The sequence below is a fragment of the Nocardioides caricicola genome, assembly GCF_039541135.1.
GTDB lineage: Bacteria > Actinomycetota > Actinomycetes > Propionibacteriales > Nocardioidaceae > Nocardioides > Nocardioides caricicola.
On sequence record NZ_BAABFQ010000003.1, the window covers coordinates 577,890 to 594,169 of the forward strand.

At 72.7% G+C, this 16,280-nt stretch carries 11 protein-coding genes; 5 read left to right on the top strand and 6 right to left on the bottom strand.

Annotated elements, in window-relative coordinates; translation table 11 throughout:
- The first annotated feature begins 89 nt into the window (after window positions 1–89).
- Window positions 90–1,925 carry a hypothetical protein gene (locus ABD875_RS04560; RefSeq protein WP_345171666.1) on the top strand — a complete coding sequence of 612 codons (1,836 nt, stop codon included), beginning with the start codon at window positions 90–92 and terminating at the stop codon, window positions 1,923–1,925.
- Entirely contained in the window at window positions 1,922–3,154 is a 1,233-nt protein-coding gene (locus ABD875_RS04565; RefSeq protein ID WP_345171668.1) for an acyltransferase family protein, read from the top strand. Before ABD875_RS04560 ends, ABD875_RS04565 begins: the two co-directional genes overlap by 4 nt.
- On the opposite strand, the gene ABD875_RS04570 is transcribed toward ABD875_RS04565, so the two are convergent.
- Together ABD875_RS04570 and ABD875_RS04575 are read right to left on the bottom strand one after the other, a co-directional pair.
- Window positions 3,037–7,161 (bottom strand): alpha-(1->3)-arabinofuranosyltransferase domain-containing protein, encoded by a 4,125-nt coding sequence (locus ABD875_RS04570; RefSeq protein WP_345171670.1) that lies wholly within the window; start codon window positions 7,159–7,161, stop codon window positions 3,037–3,039. The genes ABD875_RS04565 and ABD875_RS04570 overlap by 118 nt on opposite strands.
- Complete coding sequence (locus tag ABD875_RS04575) at window positions 7,158–7,904, bottom strand: class I SAM-dependent methyltransferase (protein ID WP_345171672.1); 747 nt, start codon at window positions 7,902–7,904, stop codon at window positions 7,158–7,160. The genes ABD875_RS04570 and ABD875_RS04575 overlap by 4 nt, the downstream gene beginning before the upstream one ends.
- Before the next feature lie 41 nt (window positions 7,905–7,945).
- Here ABD875_RS04575 and ABD875_RS04580 point away from each other — a divergent pair, with 41 nt between their 5' ends.
- On the top strand, window positions 7,946–9,133 hold the full coding sequence (locus ABD875_RS04580; protein WP_345171674.1) for a glycosyltransferase family 4 protein: 1,188 nt from the start codon (window positions 7,946–7,948) through the stop codon (window positions 9,131–9,133).
- Window positions 9,134–9,136: 3 nt separating this feature from the next.
- Here the strand turns inward: ABD875_RS04580 and ABD875_RS04585 are convergent, their stop codons facing one another.
- Both ABD875_RS04585 and ABD875_RS04590 read right to left on the bottom strand, forming a co-directional pair.
- Window positions 9,137–9,295 (bottom strand): hypothetical protein, encoded by a 159-nt coding sequence (locus ABD875_RS04585; protein ID WP_345171676.1) that lies wholly within the window; start codon window positions 9,293–9,295, stop codon window positions 9,137–9,139.
- Window positions 9,296–9,358: 63 nt separating this feature from the next.
- A complete protein-coding gene (locus tag ABD875_RS04590) occupies window positions 9,359–11,083 on the bottom strand; it encodes an MmpA family trehalose lipid delivery protein (RefSeq protein ID WP_345171678.1) in 1,725 nt (574 codons plus the stop codon).
- Window positions 11,084–11,125: 42 nt separating this feature from the next.
- On the opposite strand from ABD875_RS04590, the gene ABD875_RS04595 reads away from it, so the two are divergent.
- Window positions 11,126–12,382 carry a lipopolysaccharide biosynthesis protein gene (locus ABD875_RS04595; RefSeq protein WP_345171680.1) on the top strand — a complete coding sequence of 419 codons (1,257 nt, stop codon included), beginning with the start codon at window positions 11,126–11,128 and terminating at the stop codon, window positions 12,380–12,382.
- Here ABD875_RS04595 and polA read toward each other — a convergent pair.
- Window positions 12,341–15,010 carry a DNA polymerase I gene (gene polA / locus ABD875_RS04600; RefSeq protein WP_345171682.1) on the bottom strand — a complete coding sequence of 890 codons (2,670 nt, stop codon included), beginning with the start codon at window positions 15,008–15,010 and terminating at the stop codon, window positions 12,341–12,343. The two genes, ABD875_RS04595 and polA, sit on opposite strands and share 42 nt — an antisense overlap.
- 42 nt (window positions 15,011–15,052) lie before the next feature.
- Between polA and ABD875_RS04605 the strand changes: the two genes are divergently transcribed.
- A complete protein-coding gene (locus ABD875_RS04605; RefSeq protein ID WP_345171684.1) occupies window positions 15,053–15,484 on the top strand; it encodes a PaaI family thioesterase in 432 nt (143 codons plus the stop codon).
- Window positions 15,485–15,615: 131 nt separating this feature from the next.
- On the opposite strand, the gene ABD875_RS04610 is transcribed toward ABD875_RS04605, so the two are convergent.
- Window positions 15,616–16,179: a GNAT family N-acetyltransferase gene (locus ABD875_RS04610; RefSeq protein ID WP_345171685.1), complete on the bottom strand. Its 564-nt coding sequence runs from the start codon at window positions 16,177–16,179 to the stop codon at window positions 15,616–15,618.
- Window positions 16,180–16,280 lie beyond the last annotated feature (101 nt).

Here is a 16,280-nt window from a genome sequence, read left to right on the forward strand (position 1 = left end):
GCGCCTGTCCGTCCCATCGCTTGAGGTCGTCGACAACCTACCGTTGGGACCGGTGGTTCTGTGGCATAGTCCCCGCCTGAGGAGGGCCGGTGCGAGAAGTGAGACCCGGGCTGTCGCGCCGCGCGGCGCTCAGCGCGCTCCTCACCGACCGTGAGCACGACCTCACCCTCGGCGCGGCGGCGACGTTGGTCCTCGCCCAGGTCGGCCTGACCGCGTGGGCCCTGTTCACGAACTGGTTCTACTACGACGACCTCAGCCTCCTGCTGGACGCGCAGGAGGCGGGGTTCGGCGCCGACTACCTGCTCGAGCCGTGGAACGTGCACCTGATGCCGTTCGGCCGGGCGCTCGTCTGGGTGGTGGCCGCGACCGGGCCGCTGAACTGGACGGCCGCGGCGTCGGCGACGCTGGTCGTCCAGCTGCTCGCGAACCTCGCCGCGGTCTGGATGCTGGTCACGCTCTTCGGCCGGCGCTGGGGCATCCTCGTCCCCCTCACGCTCTACCTGAGCACGTCGATGACCGTGCCGGCGCTGATGTGGTGGACCGCGAGCCTCAACCAGCTCACCATGCAGCTCGGGTTCTTCGCGGCCGTGGCCGCCGCGGTCCGCTACTTCCGTGGCGACGGCCTGCGCTGGGCGGTCGCGGCGTACGCCGGGGTCGCCGTCGGGCTCGTCTCCGACGTCAAGGCCCTGCTGATCGTCCCGGTCGTCGCGTTCCTCGCGGTCGCGTACTTCAGCTCGGGAGGGATCGTCCGCCGCCTGGTCGGGACGGTCCGGCGCTACTGGCCCGCCGTCGTGATGGGCGCCGTCCCGGGCCTGGGCTACGCCGCCTACTACGCCAGCCACACCAGTGGGCAGACCGAGCTTCCCTCGGTCGTCGACGCGCTGGAGGCCGTCGACAACATGCTCGGCACCGCGTTCCCCGCGGCGGTCGCCGGCGGCCCGTGGCGCTGGACGCAGAAGGTGGGTGTCGCCGCTCCCCCGGACTGGGCGGTCCACCTGTCGTGGATCCTCATCGTCCTGGTGATCGTCTACAGCGTGCTGCGCCGCCGGCGGGCCGGCCGGGCCTGGGCACTGCTGGCGGGCTACCTCGCGGTCCTGGCGGGGCTCGTGGTCACGAACCGGGTGGCGGCGTTCGGCGCCGACATCGGTCTCGAGTACCGCTACCTCACCGACGCGGCGTGCGTGGTCGCGCTGACGCTCGGCCTGGCGTTCCTGCCCGTCGAGGGCGCTCTGGAGAGCAGCGAGCCACGCGACCCGCCGCTCCTCACCCGCGCCGTCCCGGCCACGGCCGTCGTGGTGGTCACGGCCCTGGTCGCCGTCTCGGGCACGGTCAGCACGGTCCGCTACGTCAACTGGTGGCGCGACCACAACGTCGGCGCGTCCTTCATGGAGACGCTGGCGTCCGAGCTGGAGCACCACGGCGTCGTCGACGCCGCCGACACCCCGGTCCCCGACCCGGTGATGTCGGGGCTGCTGGATCCCGACAACCGGGTCTCGCGGCTCTCCCGGCTCCTGCCCGGAGAGCTGTCGTTCCCGGAGTGGTCCCCCGCGCTGGCCGTCGTCGCCGAGGACGGGACCCTGCGCGAGGTCGAGATCGACGGCGGCACCGCGGCCGCGCCCGGACCGATCGAGGGCTGCGGCTGGCAGGTCGACGAGGACGGGCTCACGATCCCGCTCACCAACCAGACGCTCGACTGGACCTGGTGGGTGCGGATCGGCTACCTGGCCAACGCGGACTCGCCGGTCACCGTCGAGGCCGGGACCAGCACCGTCGACGCGGAGGTCATGGCCGGGCTGCACGACCTGTATGTGAAGATCAGCGGGAGCTTCGACAGCCTGCGGATCGACGGCCTGGACCCCGGCGTCGTGATGTGCGTGGACGCCGTCGAGGTGGGTGACCCGAAGCCCGGAGGAGAGCTGCCGTGAGCACCGACACGACCTCGTCGCGGCTGGAGGTCAACCCCCAGTTCGCGGTCCTCGACTCACTGCGCGCCATCGGGGCCCTGGCGGTCCTCACCACGCACGTCGCGTTCCAGTCCGGCGCCTACGTGCGCGACGGGACGTGGGGCGCGATCCTGTCTCGCCTCGACGTCGGTGTCGCGATCTTCTTCGTGCTGTCCGGCTTCCTGCTCAGCCGGCCGTACTTCGCCCGCCGCGCGGCGACCCTGCCCCACCCCGGGACCGGCCGCTACTACTGGAAGCGGCTGCTGCGGATCTACCCGGTGTACATCGTGACCGTCGTGCTGGCGCTCACGCTCATCCCGGAGAACGACGGCCTCAGCGTGACCGCGTGGGTGCACACGCTGACGATGACCAACATCTACTCGACCACCCTGCTCCCCCAGGGCCTGACCCAGATGTGGAGCCTCGCGGTCGAGGTCTCGTTCTACGCGGTGCTGCCGCTGCTGATGTTCCTCGCCCTCGGCCGCCGGGGCGCACTGCGGCCCGTGCGGGTCACGGTGCTGCTCGCGGCGATGGTCGCGCTCAGCTGCTGGTGGCACCTCGGCCTCGCCGCCACCGTGGACCAGCACACCGACGGCACCCCCGCGCAGTGGCTGCCGGCGTACCTGAGCTGGTTCGCGGTCGGGATCGGCCTGGCGCTGGCGCACGTGCTCGACCAGACCCGCGAGCGGCCGCCGGCGGTCTGCCGCACGCTCGACCACCTGGCCGGCTCGCCGGGCGTCTGTTGGACCGCCGTGGCCGGCCTGATGCTCGTGGCGTCGACCCCGCTGGCGGGGCCGACGCTGCTGTACGCCGCGACCGACGCCGAGTCGCTCACCAAGCACGCGCTGTACGCCGTCATCGGTGGGCTGGTCGTGCTGACCGGGATCCGGGCCGTGCCCGACTCCCGGTACGCGCACCTGATGTCGGCGCCGCTGCCGCGCCACATCGGGCACATCTCCTACAGCGTGTTCTGCATCCACCTGCCGATCCTCTACCTGGTGATGCAGGTGACCGACTACCCGCTCTTCGGCGGCCACACCTGGCAGATCTGGTGCCTCACCGTCGTGCTCAGCCTGGCGGCGTCCGAGGTGCTCTACCGGGTGGTCGAGCTGCCGGCGATGCGCCTCAAGAACCTGCGGCTGCGGCGTTCGCCGAGGACCCCGCCGACCACCCCGCCGACCACCAAGCACAGGGCGACCAACACCGCGTAGTGCGGCCAGGCGAGGTCGCCCGCCCAGCCGTTCGTGGATCCCCACGGCCGCGCCAGGTAGGCGGCGGCCGCCGGGACCAGCGTCACGACCACGAGCGCCGCGAGGACCGTCGGTGCCCGCGACGCGGCCACGGCGCCGACGACGACCGCGACGACGGCCAGCGCGAACCCGGTCCATCCGGCCAGCAGTCCTGCCCCCAGCACGCCGAGCACGGCGAGCACCGGCGCGGGACAGCGGGCCGGGCGCAGCTGCGGTGCAGCGGTGTCGCGCCACGGGCGCCAGCGCACGAGGGTGAGGACCAGGAGTGCGAGCACCGCCACGGCGCCCCCGAGGAGACCGGCGCGGTAGGCCCGGTCCGGCGTGAACTCGGCGCGCACCGGCGTTCCGTCCTGCAGCTCCCAGCCCTGCTGCCACCCGTCGACGAGGACGGGCTCGAGCTCCTGTCCGTCCTGGGTCGCGGTCCAGCCGTCGTTGGCGTTCTGTCGCAGGGCCAGCAGCTGTCCCGCCGGGGCCGGCTCGACCGTCAGGTCCGCCGCCGAGCCCGGGTCCACCGCGGTCGAGGTCGCACCCGCGGACCAGGTGGTGTCGTCGGCCAGCACGAGCGACACCGGCGTGAACAGCCGCGACGTGCTGACGTCGACGACGCTGGTGCCGGCCGGCACCTCGACCTGCGGGTCGCCGCAGATCGTGGCCTTCACCGTGGCGCCGACGAACAGCTGGCGCTCGGTGGCCTCCACCGCGGTCGGGAACGTCTGGTCCGCGATCGACACCGCAGGGCCCGAACCGCACGGCGTCTCGACCACGGTGTCGCCGACCGCGCGCGGGATCGCGGGCACCCCGAGCACGCGCAGCTCCGTGATGCCCACGGGGACGTCCGACGGGGTCCTGTCGAAGTCGATGGTGACCGCCGGGTCCGCCTCCTCGACGGCCAGCGTCAGCGTGTCGGTCCGGATCGCCGGCAGCTCCACGTTGCCCCGGGAGTCGACGTCGACGGTCCGGCTGCCGCCGGGCCACGTCACGACGAGCCGGTTCGGCAGCCGCGCGTCCGCCTCGGCCAGCAGCCGCAGCTGCAGGCCGGTCACCCGCCGCGGCCCGAACCACGTCAGCCGCAGCTCGGGGTGCACGTCGGAGAGGGACGCGGTCCAGGTGGTCCCCGGGTCGCCGTCGATCGCGGCCAGCGCCGAGGAGCGCAGGTCCGGGTTGCTGCGCGAGGTCGCCGTCGCCGTGGCGAACTTGTCGCGATCGAGCAGCGCCTCGAGGTCCGCGCCGACGCGTCCGCGCACGCGCAGCTCGATGTCGTCGTACTGCCCGGCCTCCGGCAGCGTCACGAGCCGGCGGAAGCCCAGCGGCTCCTCGGGCGCGACCTCACGCCCCGGCACGCAGCGCACGCTGGTGGCCACCTCGACGCACCCGGTGCGGGCGTCGGAGACCGCGCGCAGCACGATCCGGGCCGGCGCTCCCCACTCCTCGGGGACCGGCGGGAGGACCAGCGACCGGGTGGCGGTGAGACCTGGGATGCGCACCTCGGCGAGGGCCATCTGCCGCCCGGCGCGGCCGGACGCGTCCTCGACGCGCACCGAGTCGACGGCTGCACCGTCGAGCCGGATGGACCGCGTCGAGCCGGCCGAGATCGTGACCGGCTCCGACACCCGGTCGCCGGCGCGGACCCGGACGATCTCCTGCTCGTGGGGACCGGCGGTCACCTGGATTTCCGCGACCGGCGTCGGCGCCTCGAGCTGCACCTCCCACCAGCCGTCGGCGGTGAACTGGGAGGCCTGCCAGTAGGTCTGCGGGGACCGGTCGAGGGCGGCGAACGGGAGCTGACCGCGCTGGACGACGCCGAGGCTGTTGGCGTCGGAGCGGGACGACGAGGCGGTGACCCCGGCGATGCCGTCGTAGCGCGCCCAGGTCACCCACGGGTCGGCACCCTCCGGCAGGTAGTCACGCGTGGGGTTGGCGAGCCGGCGGGGGTCGCTCGGCGCGAGCGTCGCCGACTGTCCGTTGTGGAGCCTGCCGAAGTGCCGCTCGACGGCCCGCAGCCCGTCGGTCAGGATGACCGGGGCTCCCGGAGCCTCGTCCGTGGGCACGTCGACGGCCAGCCGTGTCGGCTCGACGCCGAGGACGCCGGACTCCGAGAGCGGCAGGAGGTCCTCCGAGCCGCCGACGACGACCGGCGCGACCTCGCTGGTCACGGCGCGCTCGCGGTCGCCGACGGCGTACACCTCGATCGCGGGGACCTCGGACTGCCAGCCGCCGTTGATGATGATCCGTGAGCCGTCCTCGGACTCCAGCGACGCGTCGCCGCCGATCTCGGGACCGAACGTCGCGACCCGGACGATCCCGGGCGACTGGTTGAGCGCCTGGTGCACCAGGACCGGGTCGGGGATGTCGGAGGAGCGGGTGACGTCGTTGCGCACCACGAGGTGGGTGACGCCGGCCCGGTGCAGGTACGTCGCGAGCGCGGCCGAGCCGTCGCCCTGGGTCAGCCGCTCCTCGATCGCGTCGAGCATGCGGATGTTCCCGGGCGGGGTGAGCGGGACCGCGTTGCGCACCGCCCACGGGCTCTGGCCGAGGGGCTGGATCGGCTCGTCCTGCGGGAAGCCCCAGATGTAGTCGCCGAACGACGACCCCGGCAGGATCAGCGCGGTCGCGTCGCGGTCGTGCAGCCAGTCGCTGGTCTCGGACCAGTAGTCGGGGATCGCGCCGAACCCTCCGGTCGGCGTGATCCGACCGGTCGCGGCCGGGATCGCGGCACCGGCGACGGCGAGGACGGCCGTGGCCAGGACCGCGGTCGTGGTGACCCGCTGCAGGGCGGCGTTCAGCCGGTCGGTGCTCCCCTGCCGGTCGCGGCGCAGGTGGGAGACCAGCCGGTCGACGGTCCACGCGAGGCCGAGCACCATCGGGAGCCGGATCACCGGGTCGAACTTGTGGACGTTGCGCAGTGGCGCGAGCACGCCGTCGAGCGCCGTGTTCATCTCGTCGGCGAACCAGCCCTGGACCGAGCCGGTGTGGCCCATGGTGACCATCAGCATCCCGAGCAGGAGGCTGAGGAGGAGGAACAGCCGCTCGGGGTTGCGGCGGTGCACGACGCCGAGCAGCCCGAGCACCATCACGACCGCGCTGTTGAGGATCAGCACGGGCTCGCGGAGCAGGTCGTTGCCGGCCCGCGAGGTGTCACCGAGGTAGACCACCCAGTTGGAGGTGCCGCGCAACGAGTCGTAGAGCGTGGTCGGGAACGTCGTGTTCGCCGCTGACTCGATGAAGTCGAGGAACGGCGGGCTGTAGGTCCCGAGCAGGAACAGCGGCACCAGCCACCAGGCCGTGGCGACCAGCGTGAAGACCGGCCACCACAGCATCATCGACGTACGCCGCCGGCCGTGGCTGCGCGTCAGCAGCCACACCACGCCCATCGGGATCACGGCGAACGTCGCCGCCGCGTTCACACCGCCGACCATGGCGACCGCCAGGGCCGACCACGCCGCCGCGCGACGCGGGGACCCGCGGGTCGAGCCGATCACGAGCGGCAGCAGGACCCACGGCGCCAGGGCGCTCGGCCACGCCTCGATGGAGATCTGGCCCATCGTGCTGAGCATCCGCGGCGAGAGCGCGTAGGCGAACCCGGCCACGATGCAGGCCAGGTCGGAGCGGACCCCGAGCTCGCGCGCCAGCCGCGCCGTGCCGACCAGCGCCACGGAGAGCACGAGCGCGAGCCACAGCCGCTGCACCACCCACTCCGGAAGCCCGGCCTCGGTGCCCCCGAGGAAGAACGGGCCCATCGGCCACAGGTAGCCGTAGGCCTGGTTCTGCAGCTGGCCGAAGGCGCCGAGCGGGTCCCACAGGTGCGCGGCGCGCAGCAGGAACCGCCCCGGCGCGATCGGCAGGTCGAGCTTGGTGTCGGCGACGAGCAGCCCGGGTGACTGGATCAGCGCGATGCCGACCAGCAGCGCGCAGGCCGAAGCCAGTCGGAGCCGAAACCGCGACACCGGGCCCGGCAGCTCGACGGTCACCTCTTCCTGAGTACCAGCACGAGGTTCCACGTCACCACCTCTCGCAGCAGCGGCACCCGGACCAGCCAGTGGCTCCACCAGGGGTTGTAGCGCGGGATCACCGCGACCACGTCGCCCGCGGTCTGGGCGCGGGCCCAGCGCAGTCCGTCACGGACGGTGACGCTGAACAGCGACTCGCCGTACTTGTTCTTCGGTTCGTGTCCGTGCCGGGCCGCGTAGCGGCGCCGGGCGCGGGCCCCGCCCAGGAAGTGCCAGGGCGCCGTCTCGTGCCCGCCCCACGGGCCGTACCAGACCGTGTAGCTGATGAAGACCGTTCCGCCCGGGCGGGTCACCCGGAGCATCTCGTCGGCCATCTGCCACGGAGCGGGCACGTGCTCCAGCACGTTCGAGGAGTAGCAGACGTCCACGGCGCCGTCGCGGAACGGCAGCTGCATGCCACTGCCGATCACCGTGCCCGACTCGATGCCGCCGAGGCCCGAGAGCTCGCCGACGTCGGAGTCGAGCGCGTAGTACGTCGCGCCCGCGGCCTGGAACGCGGTCCGGAAGTAGCCCGGTCCCCCGCCGACGTCGAGCAGCACCGCGCCGTCGAGGTCGACGTACGAGTCGAGCTGGGCGGCGGAGTCCTCGGCGAGCGCGGTGTAGAAGCGGGCCGGGTCGGGCTGCTCGTACCGGAACTCGCGCAGCAGCCGGACCGAGCGGCGCAGGGTGGCCCGGAATCGGTCGCGGGTCATCGTTCTCGGCACGCGCGCGACCCTACCGACCGGCTGCCGGTAGTGTTCGGCCGGTGGCAGACGGGTACGACCTGAAGGGCACGCGGGTCGCCTTTCTGAGCTGGCGGGACACGCAGAACCCGGAGGGCGGTGGCGCCGAGCGCTACCTGGAGAAGGTCGCGCTCGGGCTCGTCGAACGCGGCTGCGAGGTGACGGTCTTCTGCGCCGCGTACGCCGGCGCGCCGCCCGACGAGGTCGTCGACGGTGTCCGCTACGTCCGGCGCGGCGGCAAGCTGAGCGTGTACGCCCAGGGCATGCGGGCGTTGCGGCGCGGCGACCTGGGGCCGGTCGACGTCGTGGTCGACGTGCAGAACGGGCTGCCGTTCTTCAGCCGGCTGGTCACGCGCCGGCCGGTGATCGTGCTCGTGCACCACGTGCACCGCGAGCAGTGGCCGGTCGTCTACCCGGGTCTCTCCGGCCGCATCGGCTGGTGGATCGAGCGGCGGTTCGCGCCGTTCCTCTACCGCCGGTCGCAGTACGTCGCGGTCTCCCGGGCGACCCGCACCGAGCTCGCCGCCCTCGGCGTGGCGGGCAGGCGGGTGGCCGTCGTTCACAACGGGACCGACCGGATCGTGCCGGTCACGCCCGGCAAGGCCGCCACGCCCACGCTGGCCGTGGTGGGCAGGCTCGTGCCGCACAAGCAGGTCGAGCACGCCATCGACGCGGCGCTCGTGCTGCGTGAGGAGCACCCCGACCTGCGCCTCGACGTCGTCGGCAGCGGCTGGTGGGAGGCCAACCTCCACGAGTACGCCGCCGCGCGCGGCGCCGGCGACACGGTCGTGTTCCACGGGCACGTCAGCGAGGAGAAGAAGCACGAGATCTACGAACGGGCCTGGGTGCTGGTGCTGCCGTCGCTGAAGGAGGGCTGGGGCCTGGTGGTCGGCGAGGCGGGGATGCACGGCACGCCCACCGTGGCGTACAGCACCGCCGGTGGCACGGTCGAGTCCGTCGCTGCCGGCATGTCCGGCCTTCTCGTCGACGGACCGCAGGAGCTGACCGAGGCCGTGCGGACCCTGCTCACCGATACCGACCTGAGGGCGCGACTCGGCGACGGGGCCCGGGCGATGAGCCATGCCTACACGTGGGGTCATGCTCAGGAGTCGTTCGCGCTCGTCGTGCACGCGGCCCTGCGCGGTCGACTGATCGACAGCCTGGACCCCGAGGAGCCGGTGGACCGCGCCGGACGCCGCGGTCGTGAGTGAGACCTAGTCGGTGGAGCCGTAGGGGATCTCGCCCTGCTCGGAGCTGACGCTCGAGGGCGAGTCGCTGGGAGAGCTCACACTGTTCACAGCACTGACGATGGTGAACGTGCCGATGGCGCCGCCCAGAACGAGCGCGCCGATCGCTCCGATGATCGTAGTCAAGAGACAACCCCTCCCTAGAGTTCGCTCGAACCATAGCAGCCGATCGGGCCAGGTCCAGCTTTCTCAGGAACTTGTTGCAGAACCGGTGTGGCGTCGGCGGCGGGCCGCGACGACGCAGGCGGCCGACCCGACCACCACGCTCGCGACGTAGGCGCTCCACGCGAGCGCGAGGGCGACCACCCGGCCGGTCGGCGTCGTGCGCTCGGTGACGTCGCCCAGGGCCGTGACCCGGACGTCCGGCTCGTCGAGCAGCACCTCCCCCGCGACCTCGGGCGCCGGCCCGAAGGCGTCGGGCTCGAGCACGACGTACCCGATCCCGAGCGCGGCGAGCGCCTCGGCGCGCGACTCCGGGCTGGGCAGGGCGAGCGCCCGCCGGACGTCGCGCACCCGGGCGTCCTCGCCGGAGACGCGCACCCCGGAGACCACGAGGTCGTCGGCCGCGACGTAGTCCGGCGTCAGGTAGCGGCCCATCGGGTCGAGGATCTTGCCGCCGTCGAGCCACGCCGGTGCCCGGTAGCTGGTGAGCGGCAGGAGCAGCACGTCGCCGGGGCGGCTCGCGTGCGCGTCCTCGACGACGTCGCGAGCCGTGGCCCACGAGGCGGGGTAGTCGACGGGCACGAGCCGGCCGGCGACCCCCCAGGCCGCGTCGGGCAGCACCGAGACCGGGAGCACGACCAGGGTCGCGCCGACCACGGCCCGCAGCACGGGCGGCTCGGTGACCCGGCACCAGATCCGGCGGGCCCCCTCGGCGGCGACCAGCACGAGCAGCGGCGCGCAGAGGGCCAGGGTGCGCGAGCCGTCGCGGAACAGGCCGGCGCCGGGCACCTCCTGGACGAGCCAGCCGACCGCGTCGGGGACCGCCCAGGTCAGCAGCGCGACGGTCATGCCGGCGCCCCAGCAGCCGACGAACGCCAGGGCGTCACGGCGCTCCTCGTGCCGCCACCAGGAGCGGGCGCCCAGGGCGACGAGCGCGACGAGGAGCACGAGGGCGACCCAGGCCTGGAACCCGGTGCGCGACGACGGCACGGCCTCGCCGTTCCAGATCCCGCCCAGCGACAGGGCGGTGAGCGGCGCGGGCAGGGAACCCTCACCGGACAGTCCGAACACACCGGCGCCCGACGCGTCGGTCACCGCACTCCCCGCGTGCAGCAGCCCGGCCACGACCCAGGGTGCGTTCGCCGCGGCGACCAGTCCGAGCGGTCCCAGCCAGCGTCGCGCGCCGCCGGTCAGCGCGAAGGCCAGCACCACGACCGCGGTCACCACGCCGGCGCTGGCGCTCAGGCTGCCCAGCGGGGCGAGCACCCAGATCTGCGGCGGCGGCCGGCCCTCGACCCGCCACGTCCGCGCCGCGGCGACCAGCCACGGGAGGACGCCGTACCCCACGAGCACCGGCCAGTGCCCGATCACCAGCCGCTCGACCACGAACGGGTTCCAGACGACCAGCGTGACCGCGACCAGCCGGGCGAGCGTCGCGCCGGGCCCCGGCCGCACCAGGCGCGCCGTACCGACGCCGGCCGCCACGAGGAACCCGGCGAGCATCAGCTTCTGGAGGAGCTGGCTCGGGACCACCTCGTCGAGCACCGACACGACCGCGTCCGACGGCACCGCGCGGGGCAGCCCCGTCGAGAGGCCGAGGAAGTCGCCCCGGAACGCCAGGTCCGGCACCCAGACCAGGTCGTAGCTCAGCACGTAGCCGGGCCCGAGCGCGGGACCGAGCAGCAGGCCCGCGAGGGCCAGCGACCAGATGCCCGGCCACATCATCGGCGGGCGGCGAGTCCAGACGTGCACGCGCCGATCAAACCATTCAGGTGTGCGGATACCCTCCGTGCCGTGGCTCCTGATACGCGTCGGCTGACCGCCGTGCTCGGCGGTGGCGGATCGATCGCCGTGGCGATGGGCATCATGAACGTCGCGACGTACGGCTTCACGATGGTCGCTGCGCGGATGCTCGGGCCGGGCTCGTACGGCGCCTTCGCCAGCCTGATGGCCACCCTGCTGGTGGTGACGGTGCTGCAGCTGGGGCTGCAGGCGACCGCGGCGCGCCGGATCGCCGCGGAGCCGGAGCACGTCGCGCAGATCGAGAAGACGATCCTCGGGGTCACCTACCGGGCGGCGATCGCCCTCGGCGTGCTGCTCCTGGTGCTCGCGCCGCTGCTGAACGTGGTGCTGCGGCTCGACAGCCTGCTCACCGCCGCGGTCCTCGCGGTCGTGTCCGTGCCGTTCACGATCATGGGCGGGCAGGCGGGCATCCTGCAGGGCGAGCGGCGCTGGGGAGCGCTGTCGATCCTGTACATCCTCAGCGGCGTGCCGCGCGTGGTGATCGGCACCGCGCTGCTGCTCTGGCAGCCGAGCGAGCTCACCGCGCTGATCGGCACCGGGCTGGGCGCCTGCGCCCCGGTGGTCGCCGGGTGGTGGTTCCTGCGTGGCCGGATCGACTCCGGGGTGCACAGCGAGGACCACGGCTTCCGGCGGGTCATCCGCGAGTCCGTCCTCAACTCGCAGGTGCTGCTCGCGTTCTTCGCCCTGTCGAACGCCGACATCGTCATCGCCCGCAACGTGCTCAGCGAGCACGACGCCGGCCTCTACGCGGGCGGCCTGATCCTCACCAAGGCGGTGCTGTTCCTGCCTCAGTTCGTCGTCGTCATCGCGTTCCCGTCGATGTCGACGATCGCCGAGCGCCGCCGGGCGCTGACCGGCAGCCTCGGCCTGATCGCGGTGGTCGGCGCGCTGGCCACCGCCGGGGCGGCCGTGCTCCCCCAGCTGGCGCTGGTCTTCGTCGGCGGGCACCGGTACGACGAGATCGCCGACCACCTCTGGATCTTCGCGATCCTCGGCACCGTCCTGGCGATGCTCCAGCTGCTGGTGTACTCGGTGCTCGCGCGGCAGGGGAAGCGCTCGGTGTTCCTGGTGTGGGCGGCGTTCCTGACGCTCGTCGCCCTCGGCCTCAGCGCCGACAGCCTGCGGGGCCTGCTGTCGGTGGTGCTGACCGTCGACGCGCTGCTGCTGGCGGCGCTGCTCGCGATCAGCCTGTACGTGACCCGCCCGTCAGTGGGCGGCCTCGTGCCAGCTGCGACCGAAGCCGACTGACACGTCGAGCGGCACCGCGAGGTCCGCGGCCGCACCCATGTGTTGGCGGACCAGCACCTCGAGCGCCTCCTGCTCCCCCGGCGCGACCTCGAACACGAGCTCGTCGTGGACCTGGAGCAGCATCCGGGACTTGAGCCCGGCGTCGAGGATCGCCCGGTCGACGTTCAGCATCGCGATCTTGATCAGGTCCGCAGCCGACCCCTGGATCGGCGCGTTGAGGGCCATCCGCTCGGCCATCTCGCGGCGCTGGCGGTTGTCGCTGGTGAGGTCGGGCAGGTAGCGGCGCCGGCCCTTGATCGTCTCGGTGAAGCCGGTCTTGCGGGCCTCTTCGACCACGCCGCCGAGGTAGTCGCGGATGCCGCCGAAGGTCTCGAAGTACTCGTCCATCAGGCCGCGGGCCTCGCCGGGCTCGATGCCGAGCTGCTGGCTGAGGCCGAACGCGGACAGGCCGTAGGCGAGGCCGTAGTTCATCGCCTTGATCTTCGCCCGCTCCTCGGTGCCGACCTGGTCGGCCGGCACGTCGAAGACCCGCGCGGCGGTGATCGAGTGGAAGTCCTGCCCGGACTTGAACGCCTCGATGAGCAGGGCGTCCTCGGACAGGTGCGCCATGATCCGCATCTCGATCTGGCTGTAGTCCGCGGTCATCAGGGACTCGTAGCCGGCGCCCACCACGAAGCCCTCGCGGATCCGGCGGCCCTCCTCGGTGCGGACCGGGATGTTCTGGAGGTTGGGGTCGGTGCTCGAGAGCCGCCCCGTCGCCGCGATCAGCTGGTTGAACGTGGTGTGGATCCGACCGTCGCCCGCGACGGTCTTGAGGAGCCCCTCGATGGTCTGCCGCAGCCGGGCCACGTCGCGGTGGCGCAGCAGGTGCAGCAGGAACGGGTGCTCGGTCTTGACGTACAGCGCCTGCAGCGCGTCGGCGTCGGTGGTGTAGCCGGTCTTGGTGCGCTTGGTCTTCGGCATGTCGAGCTCGTCGAAGAGCACGACCTGCAGCTGCTTGGGCGAGCCGAGGTTGATCTCCTTGCCGATGACGGCGTACGCCTCCTCGGCGGCGCCTCGGACCTCGGCCGCGAAGTGGCCCTCCAGCGCCTCGAGGTGCTCGGTGTCGACGGCGATGCCGGTCTGCTCCATCTTCGCCAGCAGGTCGACCAGCGGCAGCTCGATGTCGTTGAGCAGCCGGGTGCCGCCGCGCTCCTCGAGCTCCTCGTCGAGCGCCGCGGCGAGGTCGAGCACCGCGCGGGCGTGCAGCATCTCGATCTCGCCGACGGACTCGTCCTCGAGGCCCAGGCTGAGCTGGCCGTCGTCGGCGGCCCCGCCCTGCTTGAGCTCGCGCTTGAGGTAGCGCACCGTGAGGTCGGCGAGGTCGTAGGAGCGCTGGTCGGGTCGGGCGAGGTACGCCGACAGCGCGGTGTCCCGGTCGAGCCCGGACAGCGGCATCCCCCACGCGGCGAGGGCGAGCATCGGGCCCTTGGCGTCGTGCAGCACCTTGGGCTGCTTCGGGTCGGCCAGCCAGGTCGCGAGGACCTCCTGGTCGGCGGCGTCCAGGTCCTCCGCGACGACGTACGCCGCGGTCCCGTCGGTGGTCGCGAGCGCGAGGCCGGTGACGTCGCCGGTGCCGGCGCCCCAGCGGCCCACGACGTGCACGCCGACCCGCTCGTCGGCGGAGGTGTGCTCGGCGAGCCACGGCCCGAGCTCCCCGGCGCCGAGGAGCTTTGTCGACATGTCGAACCCGGTGCCCTCGAGCTCCTCCTCGGAGGTCAGGGTCTCGAAGAGCCGGTCGCGCAGCACCCGGAACTCGAGACCGTCGAAGAGCGTGTGCACCTCCTGGCGGTCCCACGGCCGCAGCGCGAGGTCGGCCGGGCCGAGCTCGAGGTCCAGGTCGCGCACGAGGGCGTTGAGCTGGCGGTTGCGGATCACGTCGCCGAGGTGCGCGCGCAGCGCCTCGCCCTTCTTGCCGGTGATCTGGTCGGCGTGGGTGATCACGCCGTCGAGGCCGTCGTACTGGTTGATCCACTTCGCGGCGAAGCCCTGGCCGACCCCGGGCACACCCGGCAGGTTGTCGGACGTCTCGCCCACGATCGCGGCGAGCTCGGGGTAGCGGTGCGGCGGGACGCCGTACTTCTCCTCGACCGCCTGCGGGGTCATCCGGGCCAGGTCGGACACCCCGCGCATCGGGTAGAGCACCGTCGAGCGGTCGGTGACCAGCTGGATCGAGTCGCGGTCGCCGGTGAGGATCAGCACCTCCATGTCGTCCTCGGCGAGCGCCTGGGTGACGAGCGTGGCGATGATGTCGTCGGCCTCGAAGCCGTCCTTCTTCAGGAACGGGATGCGCAGCGCGTTCAGCACCTCCTCGATCAGCGGCAGCTGGCTGCTGAACTCCGAGGGCGTCTTGTTCCGCTTGGCCTTGTACTCGGAGTACTGCTCGAGGCGGAACGTCTGGCGCGAGACGTCGAAGGCGACCCCGACGTGGGTGGGCTGCTCGTCGCGCAGCACGTTGATCAGCATCGAGGTGAAGCCGTAGACGGCGTTGGTGTGCTGGCCCGTCGTCGTCGAGAAGTTCTCGACGGGCAGCGCGAAGAACGCGCGGTAGGCGAGCGAGTGACCGTCGAGCAGCAGCAGGCGTGGCACCCTGCGACTCTATCGGCGCCCGCCGACATGCAGGATGGGGCCATGAGCGACGACCTGGACATCGACGAATTCCTCGCGCAGATGCCCCACGGCATGGGCGGGCTCAACGAGAAGATGGGCATCGAGCTCGTCGAGATCTCGGCCGAGCGCGTGGTCGCCACGATGCCCGTCGAGGGCAACACCCAGCCCTACGGCCTCCTCCACGGCGGCGCCTCGGTCGTGCTCGCCGAGACCCTGGGGTCGATCGGCTCGGCCCTCCACGCCCACCCCGACCGGCTCTCGGTCGGCATCGACATCAACGCCACCCACCACCGCTCGGCCACGTCCGGCGTGGTCACCGGCACCGCCACCGCCATCCACCTCGGCCGCACCAGCGCGTCGTACGACGTCGTCATCACCGACGAGCGCGGCAAGCGGGTCTGCACCTCGCGCATCACCTGCGCGCTGCTGCCCAAGGACCGCTTCGTCGGCTGATCGGTTCGCCATCGTCCGGCCATCGCAAGGACGCCGACCTGCGGTCGGGACCTGGGGTTTGCCCGGGTCCCTGGCGTCGCAGCCAGGTGATGTCGGAGCGCCGGGAGGCCGCCGAACCCACCTAAGACGCCCTAGCTCTCCGCGCCCGCGCGCGAGCGCCGCAGGGAGCGCCGGGCGGCGAGCACCTGGGTGAGTTGACGGCCGCCCGCGGAGGACCGCGCCGGCCGGCGCTGGGCGCCGAGGCGGGATCGCACGGCGTGCGTCGTCGCGACGCGCAGGACGGCGTACGGTCCGAGCCCGATGCGCGCCATGAAGCGGTTGGCGTCGCGGGAGCCCGCGACGGCGGCCGTGGCGACGTGGCCGATGCCGAGCTCCTCGGCCCAGGTGACCCCGGCGTCCATCAGTGCGCTGCCGATGCCGTGGCGCTGGAAGCGCGGCAGCACGTGCGGCGAGAGCGCGCGGACGACGGGCTCGAGGTTCAGGGCGGACATGGTGGTCGCCTGGAGGTGCACGGCGCCGGCGAACTCGCCGTCGTACTCCGCGACCACGATGCGTTCGTCGGTCGACTCCGAGAGCCTCGCGAGCACCGCCTCCATGTCGATCACCTGGTCCTCGGGACCGGTCCGACGCAGCACGTCGGTCCACAGTCCGGCGAGGTCTGCTGCGTCCCCCGGCACGGCTGGACGCAGGCTCACCGACGAGCGGCTCATCGAGTCATGACCTTTTCGACCTCCGCCTGTACGCCGTGTCTCCTGTCCCCCGAACACGGCACCACTGCACGAGACTACGCTCAGGG